Genomic DNA, 21854 nt, shown 5'->3' with positions numbered 1-21854 from the left:
CCCCCTCCTTTCGGCGCGCTCCCCTTGGGGGGCGAGGTCACACGAGCCCGCTGCCCCCGGGCATGCCTTCACCCCGGCATGCGCAGCCCGGAGGGCACCGAGGGCACCGGCGAGGCGTTCGACCGCAGCCCCTGTGCATCTGCCGCGGCGCCAGGCGGCTCCGGGATGGTGCTGACGGCGCCTTCGCCCGGCAGTGCCCCTGCCACTTCCCCGGCACCTCCCGCCCTGGCCTGGCCCCCAGGCGCCGTCAGAAACAGATACAGCGCCCGCGCGTCCACATCGCTCAACTGCCCCAGCGATTCGAAAGGCATGACCTGGATGGGCGTGCCATCGGGCCGCTTGCCCGAGCGCAGCATCGCCACAAAGCTCTCGCTGCTGGCGTAGCGGGCCAGGGCGCTGTCCTTGCCGGGGCGCAGGTTCGAGGCCGCGGGCCAGTCCGGGGGCGCCCCCGGGATCTTGCCGCCCGACAGATCTGCACCATGGCAGCCAATGCACATGTTGGCCACGTACTGGCCGTTGGCCAGCGTCACACCCGCAGGCACGGGGCGCGATGGCGCCAGCTGGTGGTCGATGCGCGCCGCCGCGTCGGGGATGGCGCCCAGGCCGTACAGCACCCAGGCCGGGCGCGGCAGATCGATCACGGCCTGCAGCCCTTGCTGGGGTTTGAACTGGCGCACGTACGACACCAGGGCATTGAGGTCGTCGTTGGTGAACCGGTTGTAGTCCTCACTGGGCATCACCAGCAGCGGGCGGCCGTTGGGCTTGACGCCGTGGCGGATCATGCTGTTCCAGTCTTCGGGCTGGTAGCGGGCCACCACGCCAGCGGGCGTGATGTTGGGGCCCACGATGCGCGTGCCCTTGCCGTCGTTCACAAACTCGCGCCCCGTGCCCTGCGCGCCGTGGCAGTCGGTGCAGCCGCGCGACGCATACAGGTACCGCCCGCGCTCGATGGTCTGCGCTTCGGTGGTGTAGGCCACGGGGCGGGGCTTGATGTCGATATGGCGGTTGCGCTTTTGCTCGGCCAGGTACAGGCCGCTGGTGGCGGTGGCCACAACGACCAGGCCCAGCAGCAGCGTGCCGGTGGCGGTCCATTTGATCCAGCGTTTCATGGTGGTATCCCTCTTCTTCGAATGAATGGCTCTGATTTGCCGAACGAATCAGCGTGTACAGGCGCCGGATTCTGGATTCGAAGAAGCCGTTTGTGGCACCCCTGCGGCGCAGGGCGAGGCAGTGCCGGTGACATTTGTCACGGATGGGCGGCGGGGCTTGCGTTGACCGCGTGTTCAGCGATTCACGTGCCGGCCGGGGCAGGCGCCATGGTGCACAAGGGGCAGTGGTACAGGCCCTGGCAGGAGGCGGAGCACGCCAGGCCCGATTGCTTTGATTTTGATAGCTGCCAGCGCTTTACCATCAAGCGTCAGAGGCATATTGGGTACATATTTATCCATCTGCGGCAGAGTGGGCTGATGCGCTCCCTCAGCCCGTGGCTCGCCCCGCGCACTCCGCCACCAACCAGTCCCTGAACGCCTTGACCAGCGGCGTCTGCGCCCGCGCCTCCGGGTACACCAGGTAATACGCATCGGTGCTGGTCAGCACCTGGTCGGACAGCTCCACCAGGCTCCCTGCCGCCAGCTCCTGTTCGATCAAGAAGCGTGGCAGCAGCGCCGCGCCCAGGTGGGACACGGCGGCCTGCGCAATCATGGCGAAGTGCTCGGACTGCGGGCCGCGCAGGGCCAGCGCCGTGGGCGCGCCCACCCGCTCGAACCACTCAGCCCACTGGGTGGGGCGGGTGCTTTGCTGCAGCAGCACCACGCGGGCCAAATCCTGCGGCGTGCGGATGCCGTGGCGGTCCCGGTAGGTGGGGCTGCACACGGGCACGGTTTCTTCGTGCATCAGGTATTCGCACACGGCGCCCGCCCAGTGCGGCGTGCCAAAGTGGATGGCCGCGTCAAACGGCGTGCCCGCAAAGTCAAAGGGCTCGGTGCGGGCCGAGAAGTTGACCAGGGCCTCGGGGTGCAGCGCCATGAAGCCTCCCAGGCGCGGGATGAGCCAGCGGGTGCCCAGCGTGGGCAGCACTGCCAGGTTGAGCAGGCCGTCGGTGCTGGCAAACGCCATGGCTTTTTGTGTGCTGGCCGACAACTGCTGCAGCACGTTTTGCACGTCGGCCGCGTAAACGCGGCCCGCGTCGGTCAGCACCACGCGCTGGCGCACGCGGTGAAAGAGGGCGGTGCCGATCTGCGCCTCCAGCTGGCGGATCTGGCGCGACACCGCGCTTTGTGTGAGGTGCAGTTCGTCGGCCGCGCGCGACACGCTCTGGTGGCGGGCGGCGGCCTCAAAGGCCAGCAGGTCGGTGGTGGACGGCAGAAAGGCGCGGCGTAGCAGGGTCATGGGCAAGTCATGCGGCGGGAGAATGAAATGCAGCGGCTGTCCATGCACCCTTTTGGAGTCTGGCGCTCAGGTATCAAGCGCTGGCAGCTATGCAATTTTCAGGGAGTTCATTCTCATTTGTGATCAAGTAGTTCCATTTTTTTGCTATCCACCCGCGGCGGTTTGGCGGATATTGGCGTACCCACCGGGGGTTTGCGCCTGCAAGCTTCTCCCCTGCTGATTTGCGAGCCGCCATGTCTGCCACCACTGACACCACTGCCACCACTGCCACCACTGCCCCTGCGCCCCATGCGATCGAAGCTGATCCACTGCTGCAACGCCTGGGCGTGACGTGGGGTATCCATGTCCGTCGCTGAAGACCAGCACCCCATCGTCATCATCGGCGGTGGCGTCATCGGGAGCGCCATTGCGTACTTCCTCACGCTGCAGCAACCGGGCTGCGCAGTGGTGGTGGTCGAGCGCGATCCGTCCTATGCGCGCGCCTCGTCGGCGCTGTCGGCCAGCTCCATCCGCCAGCAGTTCTCCACCGACATCAATATCCAGATGTCGGCGTTCGGCATCGGCTTTTTGCGCAATGTGGCCACGCTGCTGGCCTGCCAGGGCGATGTGCCTGCGATTGGCCTGCACGAGGGCGGCTACCTGTACCTGGCCACCCCGGCGGGCGAGCCCACGCTGCGCGAAAACCATGCGCTGCAAAAGCAGCATGGCGCCGATGTGGCACTGCTCAGCCCGCAGCAGCTGGCCGAACGTTTTCCGTGGCTGGCGCTGCAGGGTGTGGCGCTGGGCTCGCTGGGCCTGTCGGGCGAGGGCTGGTTTGATGGCTACCTGCTGTTGACGGCGCTGCGCAAGAAGGCGCAAAGCCAGGGCGTGCGCTACCTGGCCGATGAGGCTGTCGATTTGGACACGGCGACCAGCGACGGAGTGTTGCATGTGAACGCCGTGCGCCTGCAAAGCGGGGCCGTGCTGCCGTGCCGCTACGCCGTGAACGCCGGCGGCGCGTGGGCGGCGGCCATTGCAGGCTGGGCGGGCATCGACCTGCCCGTGGTGGGCAAGCGCCGCACAGTGTTCAATCTGGCCAGCCCTGCGGCGCTGCCAGGCTGCCCACTGCTCATCGACACCAGTGGTATCTGGCTGCGGCCCGAGGGCAAGGGCTTCATCTGTGGCTTTGCGCCAGAGGCGGGTAATGACGCCGACTTTGCCCCGCTGGAGCCCGAGTACGCAGCGTTTGACGACCACATCTGGCCCACGCTGGCCGGGCGCATTCCGGGCTTTGAGGCGCTGCGCATGCAGGGCGCCTGGGCGGGCTACTACGAGATGAACACCTTCGACCACAACGCCATCGTGGGCCTGCACCCGGCGTGCGACAACCTGGTGTTTGCCAACGGTTTCTCAGGCCACGGCCTGCAGCAGTGCCCAGCCGTGGGGCGCGGGCTGGCCGAGTGGATGCTGACCGGGCGTTACCAGAGCCTGGACCTGGCGCCCGTGTCCATCCAGCGGCTGGTGGACAACCGCCCGCTGCGGGAGAAGAACGTGATCTAAGCCCGTCGCCAGGCTGCCGATGCGCGAACCATCCATGCAACCCCACCCGTTCGGGCTGAGCCTGTCAAAGCCTGCGCACCACATTCACCTACCCCGTCCACATCTTTGTAGTGAGTCGTCATGAACGCACCGCTTCCACTTTCCGCAAACGCTGCGCCAGCCGCCACCTTTGTGCCCGCAGACCGCATTCGCTCCATCGGCGTGTCCGACATCGTGCGCATATCGCAGGCGGCCAACGAACTCAAGCGTCAGGGTCAGCCCGTGATCGTGCTGGGCCTGGGCGAGCCGGACTTTGACACGCCCGCCCATGTTCTGGAGGCGGCACAGCAGGCCATGGCCCAGGGCGACACCCACTACACGGCGCTCGATGGCACGCCCGCGCTGAAAGCGGCCATACAGCTCAAGTTCCGTCGCGACAACGCGCTGGAATTCGCGACCAACGAAATCACCGTGGGTGCGGGCGCCAAGCAGGTCATCTACAACGCGCTGATGGCCAGCCTGAACCCCGGCGACGAGGTGATCCTGCCCGCGCCGTACTGGACGTCGTACGCCGACATGGTGCTGATTGCGGGCGGCGTGCCCGTGGTGGTGCCGTGCAGCGAGGCCAATGGCTTTCGCATCACTGCCCAGCAGCTGGAAGCGGCCATCACGCCGCGCACGCGCTGGGTGTTCATCAACTCGCCGTCCAACCCCAGTGGCTCGGCCTACAGCGCCGAGCAGCTGCGGCCCATTCTGGACGTGGCGCTGCGCCACCCGCAGGTGTGGGTGCTGGCCGACGACATTTACGAGCACATCCTGTACGACGGCCGGACCTTTGCCACGCCCGTGGCCGTGCTGCCCGCACTGCGCGAGCGCACGCTCACCGTGAACGGCGTCTCCAAGTCGTATGCCATGACGGGCTGGCGCATCGGCTATGGCGCAGGCCCCAAGGCGCTGATTGCCGCGATGGCCGTGGTGCAGAGCCAGGCCACGTCGTGCCCTTCGTCCATCAGCCAGGCGGCGGCGGTGGCAGCGCTGACCGGCCCGCAGGATGTGGTGGCCGAGCGCTGCCGCGCGTTCCAGGCGCGGCGCGACGTGGTGGTGGCCGCGCTCAACGCTTCACCCGGCCTGCACTGTCGCGTGCCCGAGGGCGCGTTCTACACCTTTGCCCGCTGTGAAGGCGTGCTGGGCCGCACCACGCCGGGCGGTGCACTGCTGCGCACCGACGCCGACTTTTGCGACTACCTGCTGCGCGAGTTCCACGTGGCTGTGGTGCCGGGCAGCGTGCTGGGGCTGGCGCCATACTTTCGCATCTCGTACGCTGCGTCCATGGCCGATCTGCAGGAGGCCTGCGGCCGTATCCAGCGCGCCTGCCACGCGCTGTTCTGAATTGTTTTTGAGAAGTGATTGCCCGACATGACCCACGTTTCCATTCCCTCCCGCACTGGCGGCCAGATCCTGGTCCGCCAGCTCATCACCCACGGCGTGAAGCAGCTTTTTTGCGTGCCGGGCGAGAGCTATCTGGCCGTGCTCGATGCGCTGCATGATGCCGACATCGGCGTGACCGTGTGCCGCCAGGAAGGCGGCGCCGCCATGATGGCCGAGGCGCAGGGCAAACTCACTGGCCAGCCCGGCATCTGCTTTGTGACGCGCGGGCCGGGTGCCACCAATGCGTCGGCCGGTGTGCACATTGCCCATCAGGACTCGACGCCGCTGATCCTGTTCGTGGGCCAGGTGGCACGCAACGCCAAGGGTCGCGAAGCTTTCCAGGAGCTGGACTACAGCGCCGTGTTTGGCACCATGGCCAAGTGGGTGGTGGAGATTGACGACCCCGCGCGCGTGCCCGAGCTGATCTCGCGCGCCTTCCACGTCGCCACGTCGGGCCGCCCTGGCCCGGTGGTGGTGGCGCTCCCCGAAGACATGCTGACCGAAGCCGCCGCCGTTGCCGACGCGCTGCCCTACCAGGTCACGGAAACACACCCCGGCCCCGCGCAGATGGCCGAGCTGGCCCAGCGCCTGAAGGCCGCACACCAGCCCGTGGCCATCCTGGGCGGCAGCCGGTGGTCAGAGCAGGCGGTGCGCGAGTTTGTAGCGTTTGCTTCAGATTGGTCGCTGCCCGTGTACTGCTCGTTCCGGCGGCAAATGCTGTTCCCGGCCAACCACCCGTGCTACGGCGGCGACCTGGGCCTGGGCGTGAACCCGCGCCTGCTGGCGCGCATCCGTGCGTCGGACCTGGTGCTGGTGGTGGGCGGACGCCTGTCCGAGATTCCGTCGCAAGGCTACGAGCTGTTTGCCATTCCCAACCCCGCACAGCCGCTGGTGCATGTGCATGCCGATGCGGACGAGCTGGGCAAGCTCTACCGCCCGGCGCAGGCCATCCATGCCACCCCTCAAGCATTCACTGCCGCGCTGGCCAGCGTGCGCCCCGCAACGCCCGTGGCGTGGCTGGCCCACGCCGAAATGGCGCGGTCTGAGTACGTGCTGTGGAGCGACACCAACCCCATCCAGATTCCGGGCGAACTGCAGATGGGCCAGGTCATGCAGCACCTCAAATCCACCCTGCCGGCCAACACCATCTTCTGCAATGGCGCGGGTAACTTTGCCACCTGGGTGCACCGCTTCTGGCCGTTTACCACCTACGCCAGCCAGCTCGCGCCCACCAGCGGCTCCATGGGCTACGGCCTGCCGGCCGGCGTGGGCGCCAAGCGCCTGTGGCCAGAGCGCGAGGTGGTGGTGTTCGCGGGCGATGGCGACTTTCTGATGCACGGCCAGGAGTTTGCGACCGCCGTGCAATACCGCCTGCCTCTCATCGTGGTGCTGCTCGATAACGCCATGTACGGGACCATCCGCATGCACCAGGAGCGCGAGTACCCCGGCCGCATCAGTGCCACGCAGCTCAAGAACCCCGACTTCAAAGCCTACGCCCAGGCCTTTGGGGGCCACGGCGAGCGCGTGGAGCGCACCGAAGACTTCGCCCCGGCGCTCGCCCGCGCGCGCGCCAGCGGCCTGCCCAGCGTGCTGCACTGCCTGATCGACCCTGAGGCGATCACGCCCACGGGCACGCTGCAGGGAATTCGGAGTGCGGCAATGGCAAAGCAGTGACGCTCTGATCAAGTCGTTTATTCATAGAGTTTATTTTTGGGTTTGAAATGAGCAATCTATGAATTTTCAGGCGGCTAGTTGACGCGTCCACTCACGCACGGCACCGGAGAGTTCTTAGAAAATATTCATAGAGTTGCATAAAAAAATAAAAAAGCTACTATCTATGAATGCCAAGACAAACCACCAGTCCTGCGGACTATCCGCAGGCCGTACTGCAGCAGATTGAGTTGCTGGGGCAGAACATTGCCATCGCCCGCAAGCGGCGTGGCGAATCACAGGCGCAATGGGCGCGGCGCTTGGGGGTGTCGCAGCCGACCATGGCGCGCATCGAGCGGGGCGATCCTTCGGTGGCCATGGCCTCGTATGTGATGTGCATGTGGCTGGTCAATCCTGCCGTAGTGGTGGCGGATCTGGTGGCGCCTCAGCGCGACCTTGCGGCGCTGGAGCGCGAGGTCACCCGCGTGCGGGGCGCACCCAAGCCCGCGCGTGCGGCAGCAAAGCGCACGGCGGCCGCTGCAGCCGTGCCTTTTCCTGCCGCCAAGTCCGCCAACAACACGGCAGCAGGCCTGGCCGCGTTGCTGCATCCGGCTACACAGGGTTCGACATGACCGGGGCAGTCACCCCGCACAACTACGTACCGCAGGACCAGCTCTCCGTATGGGCTCTGGTGAACCCCGCGCGGCCCATGCTGGTGGGCGAGTTGCGCCTCTCCCAGCTGGTGGCCGACTGCGCCACGTTTGTCTATGCCCCGCAGTGGTGGAACTTTGCGCTGAGCGAAGATTTGCCGCTGGTGCAAGGCCAGGAGTTCACGGCGGGCGAGCGCGCAAGCGCCCCCGGTGCCATCGACGACGCGCGGCCCGACCGATGGGGCGAGCGCATCATCCGCCATGTAGACCGGCCCGCGCGCCTGTCGATTCTGGAAAGGCTGCTGTTTGCGGGTGATGACCGATTTGGCGCGTTGGGCGTGTCGGTGTCGGCAGACCAATACATTCCGCGCCACCTGGGCGCGTACCCGCAGTTGCGTGACCTGGCGCAGCTCAGCGCCGCCATGGAAGACCTGCAGACCCAGGCCCCGGTGACGGCCGCCATGCAAAGGCTGATACAGCCCGGGGTGACGCTGGGCGGTACGCGGCCCAAGGCCTTGCTGCAGACCGATGCCGGAGCATGTGTCATCAAGTTCAGCGAGCTGGACGACGCGGTGGACACGCCCTTGGTGGAACACGCCACGATGACCCTGGCCGCCAAGGCCGGCATCCGCGTGGCAGCCACGGGCGTGTTGCCCATCCCTGCACGCCACGGCAAGGCGCGTCACGCCCTGACCATCGAACGCTTTGACCGCGTAGGTGACTACCGGCTGCATTGCATGTCGGCACGCACCGCGCTGCGCGCCGCGCGTTTGCCCGAGAGCTACAGCGCCCTGGCTACCGTGCTGCTGCGCCTGGGCCATCCTGACCGGCAGGGCGCGCAGCGTGAGGAGTTGTTCCAGCGCATGGTGTTCAACATCCTCATGGACAACACCGACGACCATGAGCGCAACCACAGCCTGCGCCTGGGCCTGGACGGCTACCACGAGCTGACCCCTGCGTATGACGTGGTGCCGGCGCTGCAGAACCTGGGCTACCAGGCGATGTTGGTGGGCAAGGCGGGGGTGGAGTCCAGTCTGGACAACGCGCTGACTGAGGTCAACGAGTTTGGCATTCGCAGAGCCCGTGCCATTGAGCTGATCCGCCAGGTGGTTCGTGTGGTGGATGGTTGGCACACCCACTTTGCACAGCAAGGCGTGTGCCGAGCAGACATGGAGCAACTGCACGCCAGCATCGACCGGGATGCCATGCGTGCGCAAAGGAAGGCGTTTCTCTGAGCTGGAATCAGCGAGGGCTTGGCAGCAGCCTCTCACACCGCCGCGCACAATAACGGGCGTGACCGTCCCAGCGCCTGACCTTCCCGTTAACGAGCCCACAACGGCTGCCCCCCATGAGTGCCAGGGGCAGCGGCTGCGCCGCATCGCCCACCTCGACATGGATGCCTTTTTTGCATCGGTCGAACTGCTGCGATATCCCCAGCTCAAGGGCCTGCCGGTGGTCATTGGCGGTGGCCGCCGCAAGGTGGACGAGCTGTTGCTGCAAAACCCCGACGGCTCCGGGCCGCGCGAGCCGTGCTTCATCCCGGTGGAGGATTTCCCGCTGCTCAAGGATTACGTGGGCCGGGGCGTGATCACCACGGCCACCTACCCCGCGCGGCAGTTTGGCGTGGGCTCGGCCATGGGCATGATGAAGGCTGCCAGGCTGTGCCCGCAGGCCATCGTGCTGCCCGTGGATTTTGACGAGGTGCGGCGCTTTTCGCGCCTGTTCAAAAGCACCATCATGGAGATTGCGCCCGTGATGCAGGACCGGGGCGTGGATGAGGTCTACATCGACTTCACGGACGTGCCCGGCGGCCAGCGCGAGGGCGGGCGCGTGCTGGCGCGGCTCATCCAGAAAAGCATCTTTGAAAAAACGGGGCTCACCTGCTCCATCGGCGTGGCGCCCAACCGGCTGCTGGCCAAGATGGCCAGCGAGTTCAACAAGCCCAACGGCATCTCCATCGTTTACGAGGAAGACCTGCAGGGCAAGATCTGGCCCCTGAACGTGCGCAAGATCAACGGCATCGGTCCCAAGGCGGGCGAGAAGCTGGCGCGGCTGGGCATCGAGACCATCGGTCAGCTGGCCGCGCAGGATGCGCAGTGGCTGATGGGCCACTTTGGCAAATCCACCGGCGCCTGGATGCACCGCGTGGCCTGGGGCCGCGACGAAAGCCCCGTGGTCACCGAGAGCGAGCCCGTGAGCATGAGCCGCGAGACCACCTTTGACCGCGACCTGCATGCGGTGCGCGACCGGGCCGAGCTCTCTGCCATCTTTACCGACCTGTGCCAGCGCGTGGCCGAAGACCTGCAGCGCAAGGGCTATGTGGCGCGCACCATCGGCATCAAGCTGCGCTACGAGGACTTCAGGATCGCCACGCGCGACCACACCGCGAACACGTACACGGCAGACGGTGCCACCATCCGCCATTTGGCCGGGCAATGCCTCAAGCGCGTGCCGCTGGACAAGCGCCTGCGGCTGCTGGGCGTGCGCGCCAGCGGCCTGGTGCGCAAGGGCGATGAACCTGCGCCAGAGCACGGCCCTTCGCAGTCTGGCAAGGCGGGGCGCACGCGGCGGGGTGCAACGCAGGTGGTGGACAGCCCGCAGCTGTTTTGAGCACCCGGGTCTATCCCCGTGCGCCCGGCCCTGCAATTCGGAGTTCTTTTGTGCAGGGCGGCTGATCGGCCGTTAGACTTGACAGGTATCAAGCGGTAACAGGGCCCCAGCGCCTGACGCTCAGCCTGCTCCCTTGCAGGGCCTCCAGGAGTTATTCATGCGCATCAATCTGCCGGTGACCCAGCAGAATTTCGACTTTCCGGGTGATGAGTTGCTGGTATCCAGCACCAACACCAAGGGCGAAATCACCCATTGCAACCCGGCGTTTGCACGCGTGAGCGGTTTCAGCTACGACGAGCTGATCGGCCAGCCGCACAACCTGATCCGCCACCCTGACATGCCCCCCGAGGCCTACAAGGACATGTGGCGCACCATTGGCAGGGGGGAGCCGTGGACGGGCCTGGTGAAGAACCGCCGCAAGAACGGCGACCACTACTGGGTGCGCGCCAATGTCACGCCCATCATGGAGGGCGGCAAGCCGCGCGGCTATATGTCGGTGCGCACCAAGCCTGGCGCCAACGAGGTCGCCGCGGCCGAGGCGCTGTATGCCCAGATGCGCAGCGAGGCGGCATCGGGCCAGAGCAGCTTGTCTCTGGAGGCCGGGGCCGTGCGATACCGTGGCCTGCGCGGCTGGGCGCAGCGGCTGGCGCAGATGGCGCTGTTGCCGCGCATGGCGTTGCTGATGGGGTTGCTCGTGCTGCTGGCCCTGGTGCCTGACGCACTGTCGCTGCAGGGCGCTACGGCCTGGGTGGCGCGGCTGGTGCTGATGCTGCTGGGAGCTGCCTGGGTGCTGTGGCGCTTTCAGGCCATGGTGCTGCATGGGGTGCGCGATGCCACGCGGTTTGCATCGGACATCTCGGCCTGCAACCTGACGACGTCGGTGCGCGGCGACTACCCGCAGCCCCTGGGCGCGCTCATGCAGCGGCTGCAGCAGACGCAGGTGAACCTGCGCGCGGTGGTGGGCGATGTGCGCACCGAGGTGCGCAACTTCGTCGAATCGGCCGACGAGATCGCGCGCGGCGGGCTGGACCTGTCGGCCCGCACCGAATCGCAGGCCAGCAGCCTGCAGGAGACTGCGGCGGCCATGGAAGAGCTGGCCAGCACCGTGCTGCAGACGTCCGACACCGCCGCCCATGTCTCGCGCGAAAGCGCGCAAAGCAGTGAAATTGCCAAGCGGGGAGGGCAGGCCGTGCGGGAGATTGGCGACGCCATGCAGCAGATGAAGCTGTCGTCCACCAAGATCAGCGAAATTGTCGGAGTCATCGAGGGCATTGCCTTCCAGACCAATCTGCTCGCGCTCAACGCGGCCGTCGAGGCGGCCCGTGCCGGTGAGCAGGGGCGGGGTTTTGCGGTGGTGGCGGGCGAGGTGCGTGCGCTCGCGCAGCGCAGTGCCAGCTCGGCCAAGGAGATCAGTGGCCTCATCGGTGTGACGGTGGGGCAGATCGCCAGCGGTGCGCAGCAGATGGACCATGCGGGCACCACGATCGGGGGCGTTGTCGACGCGGTCGAACGCGTGAGCACGCTGGTGCAGCAGATCAGCAGCGCCACCAAAGAGCAGTCGCAGGGGATTTCGCAGGTGAATGAAGCCGTGACCCAGCTCGATACCGTCACCCAGCAGAACGCCGCCCTGGTGGAAGAGTCTGCCGCAGCCGCGCAGGGCCTGAAGGAAAGTGCCGTGTCCCTGGGCCGCTCGGTGGACGTGTTCAACATGCCCTGAGGCAGTGCCGCCCCGGGCGCCGGTGCTGTGGCCGTGCGCTACTGCCGGGCCGTGCGCACGTTGCGCGGCAGGGCCTGCGGGTGGCTGGTGCGCAGCGGGTTGATGTCCAGCCCGCCCCGGCGCGTGTAGCGCGCGTACACCGTGAGCTTGATGGGTTTGCAGCGCGTCCACACATCCATGAAGATGCGCTCCACGCACTGCTCGTGGAACTCGTTGTGGTTGCGAAAGCTCACCAGGTACTGCAGCAGCCCTTCCTGGTTGATCTGCGGGCCGCTGTAACTGATCTGCACGCTGCCCCAGTCGGGCTGGCCCGTCACCAGGCAGTTGCTTTTGAGCAGGTTGCTGGTGAGGGTCTCGGTCACGGGCGCTTCGTTGAATTCGGCTGTGAGCAGCTCGGGCGCGGGCTGGTACTGCGTGCATTCCACGTCCAGGCGGTCCAGGCTCAGGCCGTCCAGTTCATGCACGGGTTCCTGGTCGAACAGCTCCGGCGCGATGAGCTTTACGCCCACGGTGGCGGATTGCCCGGCGCCACGCCACACGGCTTCGCTGATGTCGGTGCGCATGCGCGCCTGCACTTCGGCCGCATCGGCAAAACGGGTGTTGTTGAAGCTGTTGAGGTACAGCTTGAACGACTTGCTCTCCACGATATTGGGCGTCTCGCACGGCACGGTGATGTGCGCCAGCGCCACCTGCGGCTTGCCGCGCAGGTTCAGCCACGACAGCTCGAATGCCGTCCACAGGTCGGCCCCAAAGAAGGGTGCGGCGCCGGTGATGCCGATCTCGGCCCGTTTGCCTGCGCGCGGGATGGGGAAGAGCAGCGAGGCGTCGTACTGGTCTACATAGGCCGAAGCCTTGCCGAGCTGGGATTGTTCCGGTGTGTTCATGATTGCTATATATTTTATAGCTGCTGGCGCTTTATGGATAAGCGCCAGAGCCTGTTTTTATCTAAATTCCCGTTCGCGCAGCCACTTGGTGGCGATCCATTTCTCACCCGCAATCACCGGCGCACCGCCGTGCAGCGTGCGGGTGGAGGGGTGTGGGCGTTCGTAGCTGAAGAACACCGCATTGCCACGTTGCGGCGCCACCTCGAGGTGCACGTCGGGGAAGGTGGTGCCACCGCCTTTTTCAGGGGTGTTCAGGTACATCACCAGCGTACCGACCCGCTGACCGCCACGGTTAACGATGCTCGGGGTGCCGGGTTCGGCAGGGTCGAAGTAGTCGTAGTGGGGCTTGTACTCGGCGCCCGGGCGGTAGTGCAGCACCTGCAGTCCCTCGCCGTTTTCGATGGGCCAGTTCAAGAGGCGCGCAATGCGCTCTTCGATGCGCTGGATCAGCGGGCTCTGGCCGCGCTGGAAGAACATGCCGTCGCTGGTGCGGTCATCGTTGATTTCCTCACCGCCCGTCTTGGTGGCCACGGTGAGCGAGCGCGCCAGGCGCGGCTGTGCATCGGCGATGAGGGCATCGCACTCCTCGGGCGACAGCAGGTTGCCAAACACCACGATGCGCGGCTGGGCCATGGCCAGCAGCACATTCACGGTGCGGTCGCCGCAGTCCAGCTGGGCGGGCGATGCATCCAGCCGGGGCTCGGGCACGGGTACGGCAGCGGGCTGGCCCTGTTGCACGGCCAGTTCGTTCAGGTGGTCCTGCAGCGTGGCCTCCAGGGCGTCGGCCGCCACGTCTTCATCCCAGCCCGCATCGCGCATGGACTGCAGCACCACGGGGGCGGCATAGCCGGCCTGGGCCTGTTCAATGATCCAGCGGCGCAACTCGGGCGTGATGGCCTGCCGCGTGGCTGTGGTGTGGCGGGTGGTTGTGGTGTGGTCCGTGTGCTGGTCAGAACGCGATGCCATGGCGGTCCTTTGACGTGAGCAGGGTTGTGTGCGGGGTTAGGTGGAGGGTACGACTTTGCGCCGAAACACCAGGCGCTCCGGCGTGGAAGATGCCGGGACAAAGGCGTAGCCATCCAGATCAAACCCTTCGAGCTGGTGTGGCGTGGCCACGCGGTGGGTGATGGCATAACGCGCCATCAGGCCCCGCGCGCGCTTGGCATGAAAGCTGATGATCTTGTAGCCGCCGCCCTTCCAGTCCTCGAACACACATTCGATGACACGGGCCTTGAGCGCCTTGCGGTCCACGGCCTTGAAGTACTCCTGCGACGCGAGGTTGACCACTACCGGCGTGGTGTCAGCGCGCAGCCGGGTGTTGAGGTGCTCGGCAATCTGGCTGCCCCAGAACTGGTAGAGGTTGTCGCCTGCGGCCGTGGCCAGGTGCGTGCCCATTTCCAGGCGGTAGGGCTGCATACGGTCCAGCGGCCGCAGCACGCCATACAGGCCGCTCAGGATGGCCACGTGGCTTTGCGCCCAGTCCAGGTCCTGCGGGGCGAGCGTGCGGGCGTCCAGCCCCTCGTACACGTCGCCATTGAAGGCCAGCAGCGCCTGCCGTGAATTGCTGGCCGTGAACCGGGGGCGCCAGGCCTGGTAGCGCGCCACGTTCAGGGCTGCAAGCTTGTCGCTCAGAGCCATCAGCGAGGCGATCTGCTGCGGTGACTGCTCGCGCAGCACCTCGATGAGCGCGGTGGATTGCGCCACAAACTGGGGCGTGGTGTGTGGCAGGCCTTCGGGCAGGGGCGTGTCGTAGTCGAGCGATTTGGCGGGAGACAGCAGGAACAGCATGGGGGCAGGGGGTCCGTGGATCTCGGTGGGTAAAACGGGTGCCCGTGCGGGCAGTTTGCAGTGGGGCGATGACGGCGGTGGCCTGAAATGGTACCCGTTGAACAAGCGCCGACAGCCGCGAAAGGGGCTTTGGTGAAAGCCGCAAAAAAGAAGGCGGCCTGGGCCGCCTTCTTGCCGGGTGGCTGCGTGCCCCGCAGGAGCTGCAGCCGTCTCAGTGCATCAAGCCGAAGGAGGCTGCTCAAACGGCAGCTTCATGGCAGACAGGTCGCGGCGGGTTTCCACCAGCACCAGCGGGCCTTCGTCGATGACGACTGCTGGAGGGCGCTCGCGGGGCACGCGGATGGGCTTGGGTTCGGCGGCAATCGCAGCCTGCACGGCAGCGATCTTGTCCGCGTCGGAGTTGACCCACTGCAGGCCCGATGCGGCAGCCACTTGCTGCAGGTCATCGATGGGCAGCGCAAACGCCTGGACACGGGGCAGGCCGCTGGCAGCAGGTGCCACCGGTGCGGCTGGTGCTGCAATCGGTGCAGGTGCTGCAACAGCTTCAGGTGCCACCGCAGGGGCTGGCGTGGCCGCCACCGAGGCTGCTACCGGCGCGGCGACAGGTGCAGCAACGGGGGCCGGTGCGTTGGCTGCGGCGGGCACGGGTGCTGCCACAGGCGCTGGGGCAGGTGCTGCTGCCGCTGGCTCCGCTGCAGGGGCCGTGAAGTAGCTGCGGCGTGGCGCTTCGTCCTGCGCGGGCGCGGGGTCGGCCTGTGTGGGGTCGAAATCCAGCGTCGCCGGTGCGGCGGCTTCGGCATTGCCGTTGCCGTCACGCGGTCCGCGCTCACCGCGCTCGCGGCGGTCACGGCCGTAGCGGTCGCGCGAACGGCGCTCACGGCGCTGCTCTTCGGCGGCGGCGCCGTTGGGCGGTGCATCGTTGCCGGACAGGTCCAGATCGGGCAGGGCCGCCAGCGGCGCTGTGTCAGCAAAGTCGCCGGGTGCCACCGCTGCAGCCGCTTCCTGTGCTTCCACCGCGCGGGGTGTGCGCTCGCCACGGTTGCCGCGTTCGCCTCGTTCACGGCGTGGGCCGCGCTCGCCGCGGGGCTGCTGGCCGGGCTGGGCATCTGCGCCGTTACCGGTGTTGCCGCTGTTACCGCCATTACCGTTGTTTCCGCCATTGGGTCCTTCCACCTGCGCTGTCATCGCGGTGGTGTTGTCACCGTTCAAGCCCGCGTTCTGGTGGCGTGGCTCGGTGTTGTCGCGGCGGCCACGGCCACCACCCTCACGCCCTTCGCGCCCGTTGCGGCCACCGTCGCGGCCCTGCCCGTCGCGGGCTTCGCCTTCGGGGCGGCGCTCGGCGTCACGGGGTGGACGGCTTTCGGCGTCGCGCGGTGCGCGGCCTTCTGTCGAGCGCTCACCACGGCGGCCCCGGCCTTCGCCATTGCCTTCGCGGGGCGCGCCATCGCGCTGGCCATCACGGTTGCCACCTCGCCCGCCGCGGCCACCACGGCCTTCGCCGCTGCGGCCATCACGGCGGGGTTCGCCCCGGCCAGAGGGTTCCGGTGTGACCACTGGTGCGGGGGCTGCCACGGAGGCGGGTGCTGCCGGTGTATCGCCAAAGCCGAACAGGCTCTTGAGCCAGCCGAAGAAGCCTTGCTCCTGCGGCGCTGCGGCCACGGGTGCGGGTGCAGCCACGGGTGCCGCTGCGGTGGCTGCCGCCGGGCGCTGGCCGCCACGGGGTGCGCGTGCAGCACCCTCAGGGCGGGGCTCGCGCGGCTCGGCGATGGGGGCGGGTGCGTCCGGCAGCACACCCTTGATCACCGGCGTCTGCTTGTTGGTGGGCTCTTGCGAGCGGCGCGTCACGGCGGTGGGGTCTTCCACTTCTTCGGCGAGCTTGTAGCTGGCTTCGATGTGGTCCAGGCGCGGGTCGTCGTGCTTGAGGCGTTCCAGGCGGTAGTTCGGGGTTTCCAGCGTCTTGTTGGGCACCATCAGCACGGCCACGCGCTGCTTGAGTTCGATCTTTGCGATCTCGGTGCGCTTTTCGTTCAGCAGGAAAGAGGCCACTTCTACTGGCACCTGGCAGTGCACGGCGGCCGTGTTGTCCTTCATGGACTCTTCCTGAATGATCCGCAGGATCTGCAGGGCCGACGATTCCGTGTCGCGGATGTGTCCCGAGCCACCGCAGCGGGGGCAGGGGATGGACGAGCCTTCGGAGAGGGCGGGCTTCAGGCGCTGGCGGCTCATTTCCATGAGGCCGAACTTGCTGATGGTGCCGAACTGCACGCGGGCGCGGTCCTGGCGCAGCGCGTCGCGCAGGCGGTTTTCCACTTCGCGGCGGTTCTTGCTCTCTTCCATGTCGATGAAGTCGATCACGATCAGGCCGCCGAGGTCGCGCAGGCGCATCTGGCGGGCCACTTCGTCGGCGGCTTCCAGGTTGGTGCGGGTGGCGGTTTCCTCGATGTCGCCGCCCTTGATGGCGCGGGCCGAGTTCACGTCCACGCTGACCAGCGCTTCGGTGTGGTCGATCACGATGGCGCCGCCCGAGGGCAGCTGCACGGTGCGGGCGTAGGCCGATTCGATCTGGTGCTCGATCTGGAATCGGCTGAACAGGGCGGCATCGTCGCGGTAGCGCTTCACGCGGGCGGCATGCTCGGGCATGACGTGCGCCATGAACTGCTGCGCCTGTTCGTAAATGTCGTCGGTATCGATGAGGATGTCACCGATGTCGTTGTTGAAGTAGTCGCGGATGGCGCGGATCACCAGGCTCGATTCCTGATAGATCAGGAAGGCGCCCTTGCCACCCTTGGCAGCGCCGTCGATGGCGTTCCACAATTTCAGCAGGTAGTTCAGGTCCCACTGCAGTTCGGGCGCGCTGCGGCCGATGCCTGCGGTGCGCGCAATGATGGACATGCCGTTGGGGTACTCCAGCTGGTCCATCGCCTCCTTGAGCTCGGCGCGGTCCTCACCCTCGATGCGGCGCGAGACGCCACCACCGCGGGGGTTGTTGGGCATCAGCACCACGTAGCGGCCGGCCAGCGAGACGAAGGTCGTCAGGGCTGCGCCCTTGTTGCCGCGTTCTTCCTTTTCGACCTGGACCAGCAGCTCCTGGCCTTCCTTGATCACTTCATTGATGCGCGCCTGGCTGGGCGAGACACCGGGCGCGAAGTAGGTGCGCGAAATTTCCTTGAATGGCAAAAAGCCGTGGCGGTCTTCGCCGTAGTCCACAAAACAGGCTTCCAGCGAGGGCTCGACGCGGGTGACAACGGCCTTGTAGATGTTGCCCTTGCGCTGTTCGCGCCCTTCAATTTCGATTTCGTAGTCGAGGAGCTTTTGTCCGTCGACGATGGCCAGGCGCCGTTCTTCGGCCTGCGTGGCGTTGATGAGCATCCGCTTCATGATGCGATTCCTTCTCGTGTTTCGCGGTCGGCAGCGGCGCGGCCCACAGGGCTGCGGCGGGCTGCCACCCGCAGTTCAAACCAATAACAACAAGCTCTACAGGAGCTGTGAATGCCTGGACTGACGCATCGAAACGAAGGGAATTGCCGGGGATGCCAAGGGACTGCCGAGCGCTAGCGCGGCAGTGAAAGGCAGGGGCGCGTGGATGGGGGCGAGTGAGAGGGGCGCAACTTTGCTATTGAAAAAATAGCTGCTCGCGCTTGCTGGATGGGCGCTGGGGCCGGATTGGAGCGCGCAGCCGGGGGCAACAGCCACCGCCACAAGGTCACCATCCAGCTCATCAACAACCACATGCTCGCTTCGATCCGCTGGCAGACCGCTCCCGGGTAGGGAACGGTCTGCCAGCTTGGGGGATTCCGTATCAGTGTTTCAATCTGTCAGCCCGCCGCACGGCATACAGGCCACCACAGGCATCTGGCCTGCAATCTGCGTGTACGACGCCCGTTGGCATCGACCTACCTGTGCCGATGCAAGGGTTGCGTGGACTAAACTCCAGACAAATCAACCACTTACATAACGACGCGCAGGTGAAACACATTATAGGGGGCAAACCGCCATCCCACCCCGCCCCGGCTGTCCACCCTCCTGCAGCACGTCTGGTCGAGGTCGATCAAGACTCCGCAGGGCAGCGGCTCGATAACTTTTTGATACGCCACCTGAAAGGCGTGCCAAAAACGCATGTCTACCGCATCATCCGCAGCGGCGAGGTGCGCATCAACAAAGGCCGCGTGAGTGCCGACACCCGCGTCGAGGCCGGGGATGTGGTGCGCCTGCCGCCCGTGCGCATCTCCGACAAGGTGGCCGAAAAGGCCGAACGGCCTGCGCCCGCGCGCGAATTTCCCGTTCTCCTGGAAGACGAGCACCTGATCGCCATCGACAAACCTGCGGGCGTTGCGGTGCATGGCGGCAGCGGCGTGAGCTTTGGCGTGATCGAACAGCTGCGCCAGGCGCGGCCTGCCTCCAGGTTCCTGGAACTGGTGCACCGCCTGGACCGCGAGACCTCGGGCATCCTGCTGGTGGCCAAGAAGCGGTCAGCGCTCACTCACCTGCAAGACCAGTTCCGTGAGCGCGAGACGGGCAAAACGTATCTGGCGCTGGTCACCGGCACCTGGCCTGCCAACAAGAAGGTCATCGACCTGCCACTGCACAAGTACCTGCAGGCGGGGCCGGAAGGCACCTCCGGTGCTGGCGAGCGCCGCGTGCGTGTGACCACGGCCGATGACCCGGATGGCATGCGCTCCATCACCCTGGTCAAGGTGCGCAGCACCGTGCCCGCGCGCGCTGCGCAGGGCCTGCCCGCCATGTCGTTGCTGGAGGTGACCATCAAGACCGGTCGCACCCACCAGATTCGTGTGCACCTGGCCAGCCAGGGCCACGCCATCGTCGGGGACGACAAATACGGCGACTTTGACCTCAACAAGCGCCTTCAGAAGCTCTCGATGAAGCGCATGTTCCTGCATGCATGGCGGTTACAGTTCAACCACCCCGCCTCGGGCGAGCGTGTGCAGCTGATTGCCGAACTGCCCCCCGAGCTGGCCGGTTTTGTGTCCCCTGCCTGACGATCCAGCGCGAAAACCCTCTCCATGTCCGCCAAAAACTTCCGCCCGCGCCGCTTCGACCTCATCGCCTTTGACTGGGATGGCACCCTGTTCGACTCCACCGCCATCATCGTGCGCTGCATACAGGCGGCGGTGCGCGATGTGGGGGGCACGGTGCCCTCGGACAAGGAAGCCGCGTACGTGATCGGCATGGGTCTGATGCAGGCGCTGGCCCATGCCGCGCCGGATGTGCCGCCCGAGAAGTACACCGAGCTGGGTAACCGCTACCGCTTTCATTACGTCCAGCACCAGGACGATCTGGTGCTGTTTGACGGGGTGCTGCCCCTGCTGAACGATCTGCGCGAACGCGGCCACTTGCTGGCCGTGGCCACGGGCAAGAGCCGGCGCGGGCTGGACGAGGCGCTGCATTCGGTCGATTTGCGCGGGGTGTTCGACGGCTCGCGAACCGCCGACCAGACCGCTGGCAAGCCGCACCCCCTGATGCTGCAGGAGCTGATGGCTGAATTTGACGTGGCGCCGGAGCGCCTGCTGATGATTGGCGACACCACCCACGACCTGCAGATGGCCGTGAACGCGGGCTGCGCGAGCGTGGGCGTGAGCTACGGGGCCCACGAGCCCGATGCCTTTCACGCCCTCAAGCCGCTGGCGGTTGCGCATTCGGTGCTCGAGCTGCACGACTGGCTGCTGCACAACGCCTGACCACCAGGACCAGAGTGGGGAATACCCGTGACTACGTCTCCTGATCAGTGCATTGCGTTGTGCAACAGTGCGGATTTGCTGGAAGGCGGCCTGGCCGTTCCGTTCGATGTCCGCTATGCGGGCCAGACGTGTCGGGCGTTTGCGATCCGCTACCGGGGCGTCGCCCATGCCTATCTGAACCGCTGCACCCATGTGGCGATGGAGATGGACTACCAGCCCAACCGTTTTTTTGACGACACGGGCCATTGGCTGCTGTGCGCCACCCACGGGGCCGCCTATCTGCCGGGCACCGGCGAGTGTGCGGGTGGCCCCTGCCGCGGCGGGCTGGTGAAAATTGCCCTGACGGAGAGTGATGGTGTGGTGCACTGGCATACTGCGCACCACCTGCAACCCGCAGAGTTCTAGAAAATCCAGGACGAACGACCCCCACGCGCTGACGCCTGCCTGCCTGCGTCCGCCCAGTGCCAGGACGCAAGACATGAACGACCCCCAGCAGCCCGGCCCTTCGGGTTTTGACCCAAAAAGCACTCCAGCGCCCGACCTGTGGGCGCAAGCAGCTACTAATTCAGGAGCATCTGTGAGCGACCCATCGCAGCAACCCGGCTGGGAGCGCGCCACGCTGGAAAAGCTGGCCCTCTCCGCCCTTCAGGAACAGCGCAGCGCCCGCCGCTGGAAGATCTTCTTCCGCCTGGCGTGGCTGTTGCTGATCGCCGCCGTTGCCTTTGCGGCCCTGCGCCAGGCATCGCCCGGCGCCAGCAAAAGCGCCCCGCACACGGCGGTGGTGGACATCAAGGGCGAAATCGCCAGCGGCGCCGAGGCCAGTGCCGAGTTTGTGGTGGCCGCCATGCGCAGCGCGCTGGAGGACGAGGGCTCCCAGGCCCTGGTGCTCCTGATCAACTCGCCCGGCGGCAGCCCCGTGCAGGCGGGCATCATCAACGACGAAATCGTGCGCCTGAAGGCCAAGCACAACAAACCGATCTACGCCGTGGTGGAAGAAACCTGCGCCTCGGCCGCGTACTACATTGCCGCTGCGGCCGACGACATCTTTGTGGACAAGGCCAGCATCGTGGGCAGCATCGGCGTGCTGATGGACGGATTTGGCTTTACCGGCACCATGGAAAAGCTGGGTGTGGAGCGCCGCCTGCTGACCGCCGGTGAGAACAAGGGCTTCCTGGACCCGTTCAGCCCCCAGACGGAACAGCAGCGCGCCTACGCGCAGACCATGCTCGATCAGATCCACCAGCAGTTCATCGCCGTGGTGAAGGCCGGGCGGGGCGACCGGCTCAAGCCCACACCCGACACCTTCAGCGGCCTGTTCTGGACCGGCCAGCAGGCCGTGGAAATGGGCCTGGCCGACAAACTGGGCAACCTGGACTACGTGGCCCGGGAAGTGGTTCAGGCCGAAGACATCATCGATTACACCCGGCGCGACAACGTGGCCGAGCGGCTGGTCAAGCGCTTTGGCGCGGCGATCGGTGTCGGTGCGGTGAAGTCGCTTTCCATGGCGGGGCCCCAGCTGCGTTAA

At 66.4% G+C, this 21854-nt stretch carries 18 protein-coding genes; 12 read left to right on the top strand and 6 right to left on the bottom strand.

Annotated features, from left to right (window positions below):
- Nucleotides 1–68 precede the first annotated feature (68 nt).
- Nucleotides 69–1109, bottom strand: coding sequence for a c-type cytochrome (locus KYG_RS06680; RefSeq protein ID WP_008904089.1), 1041 nt, complete (start codon nt 1107–1109; stop codon nt 69–71).
- Nucleotides 1110–1476: 367 nt separating this feature from the next.
- Nucleotides 1477–2388 (bottom strand): LysR family transcriptional regulator, encoded by a 912-nt coding sequence (locus tag KYG_RS06675; RefSeq protein ID WP_008904088.1) that lies wholly within the window; start codon nt 2386–2388, stop codon nt 1477–1479.
- A 233-nt stretch (nt 2389–2621) separates the two neighbouring features.
- On the opposite strand from KYG_RS06675, the gene KYG_RS25340 reads away from it, so the two are divergent.
- The 8 genes from KYG_RS25340 (at nt 2622) to KYG_RS06640 (ending at nt 11961) form a co-directional block, all read left to right on the top strand.
- A complete protein-coding gene (locus tag KYG_RS25340; protein ID WP_255344418.1) occupies nt 2622–2744 on the top strand; it encodes a hypothetical protein in 123 nt (40 codons plus the stop codon).
- Nucleotides 2731–3927 (top strand): FAD-binding oxidoreductase, encoded by a 1197-nt coding sequence (locus tag KYG_RS06670; protein ID WP_008904087.1) that lies wholly within the window; start codon nt 2731–2733, stop codon nt 3925–3927. Before KYG_RS25340 ends, KYG_RS06670 begins: the two co-directional genes overlap by 14 nt.
- 120 nt (nt 3928–4047) lie before the next feature.
- Nucleotides 4048–5295 (top strand): pyridoxal phosphate-dependent aminotransferase, encoded by a 1248-nt coding sequence (locus tag KYG_RS06665; protein ID WP_008904086.1) that lies wholly within the window; start codon nt 4048–4050, stop codon nt 5293–5295.
- 27 nt (nt 5296–5322) lie between these two features.
- Nucleotides 5323–7008: a thiamine pyrophosphate-binding protein gene (locus tag KYG_RS06660; protein ID WP_008904085.1), complete on the top strand. Its 1686-nt coding sequence runs from the start codon at nt 5323–5325 to the stop codon at nt 7006–7008.
- 167 nt (nt 7009–7175) lie between these two features.
- Nucleotides 7176–7616, top strand: a complete 441-nt coding sequence (locus KYG_RS06655) for a helix-turn-helix transcriptional regulator (RefSeq protein ID WP_008904084.1) — start codon at nt 7176–7178, stop codon at nt 7614–7616.
- A complete protein-coding gene (locus KYG_RS06650) occupies nt 7613–8869 on the top strand; it encodes a type II toxin-antitoxin system HipA family toxin (protein WP_008904083.1) in 1257 nt (418 codons plus the stop codon). The genes KYG_RS06655 and KYG_RS06650 overlap by 4 nt, the downstream gene beginning before the upstream one ends.
- Nucleotides 8870–9026: 157 nt before the next feature.
- Nucleotides 9027–10244, top strand: a complete 1218-nt coding sequence (locus tag KYG_RS06645) for a DNA polymerase IV (RefSeq protein ID WP_008904082.1) — start codon at nt 9027–9029, stop codon at nt 10242–10244.
- Nucleotides 10245–10401: 157 nt separating this feature from the next.
- Nucleotides 10402–11961, top strand: a complete 1560-nt coding sequence (locus KYG_RS06640) for a PAS domain-containing methyl-accepting chemotaxis protein (RefSeq protein ID WP_008904081.1) — start codon at nt 10402–10404, stop codon at nt 11959–11961.
- Nucleotides 11962–11999: 38 nt separating this feature from the next.
- On the opposite strand, the gene queF is transcribed toward KYG_RS06640, so the two are convergent.
- The 4 genes from queF to KYG_RS06620 all read right to left on the bottom strand — a co-directional run bounded on the left by queF (nt 12000) and on the right by KYG_RS06620 (nt 18011).
- Nucleotides 12000–12845, bottom strand: a complete 846-nt coding sequence (queF, locus tag KYG_RS06635; RefSeq protein ID WP_008904080.1) for an NADPH-dependent 7-cyano-7-deazaguanine reductase QueF — start codon at nt 12843–12845, stop codon at nt 12000–12002.
- Nucleotides 12846–12902: 57 nt separating this feature from the next.
- The gene (locus KYG_RS06630; protein WP_008904079.1) at nt 12903–13811 is read right to left on the bottom strand and encodes a 2-oxoglutarate-dependent dioxygenase; all 909 of its coding nucleotides are present in this window, start codon (nt 13809–13811) and stop codon (nt 12903–12905) included.
- A 36-nt stretch (nt 13812–13847) separates the two neighbouring features.
- Nucleotides 13848–14633, bottom strand: a complete 786-nt coding sequence (gene yaaA, locus KYG_RS06625) for a peroxide stress protein YaaA (protein WP_008904078.1) — start codon at nt 14631–14633, stop codon at nt 13848–13850.
- Between the two features lie 219 nt (nt 14634–14852).
- Nucleotides 14853–18011: an Rne/Rng family ribonuclease gene (locus KYG_RS06620; protein WP_008904077.1), complete on the bottom strand. Its 3159-nt coding sequence runs from the start codon at nt 18009–18011 to the stop codon at nt 14853–14855.
- A 587-nt stretch (nt 18012–18598) separates the two neighbouring features.
- On the opposite strand from KYG_RS06620, the gene KYG_RS06615 reads away from it, so the two are divergent.
- The 4 genes from KYG_RS06615 to KYG_RS06600 all read left to right on the top strand — a co-directional run bounded on the left by KYG_RS06615 (nt 18599) and on the right by KYG_RS06600 (nt 21854).
- Nucleotides 18599–19630: an RluA family pseudouridine synthase gene (locus KYG_RS06615; RefSeq protein ID WP_050813804.1), complete on the top strand. Its 1032-nt coding sequence runs from the start codon at nt 18599–18601 to the stop codon at nt 19628–19630.
- Nucleotides 19631–19654: 24 nt separating this feature from the next.
- Nucleotides 19655–20329: an HAD family hydrolase gene (locus tag KYG_RS06610; RefSeq protein WP_008904074.1), complete on the top strand. Its 675-nt coding sequence runs from the start codon at nt 19655–19657 to the stop codon at nt 20327–20329.
- 27 nt (nt 20330–20356) lie between these two features.
- Entirely contained in the window at nt 20357–20734 is a 378-nt protein-coding gene (locus tag KYG_RS06605) for a Rieske 2Fe-2S domain-containing protein (RefSeq protein ID WP_034693494.1), read from the top strand.
- 73 nt (nt 20735–20807) lie between these two features.
- Entirely contained in the window at nt 20808–21854 is a 1047-nt protein-coding gene (locus KYG_RS06600; protein WP_034693493.1) for a S49 family peptidase, read from the top strand.

The sequence above is a fragment of the Acidovorax sp. NO-1 genome (assembly GCF_000238595.1).
Classification (GTDB): domain Bacteria; phylum Pseudomonadota; class Gammaproteobacteria; order Burkholderiales; family Burkholderiaceae_C; genus Acidovorax.
This window is presented reverse-complemented; position numbering and strand designations above follow the sequence as displayed.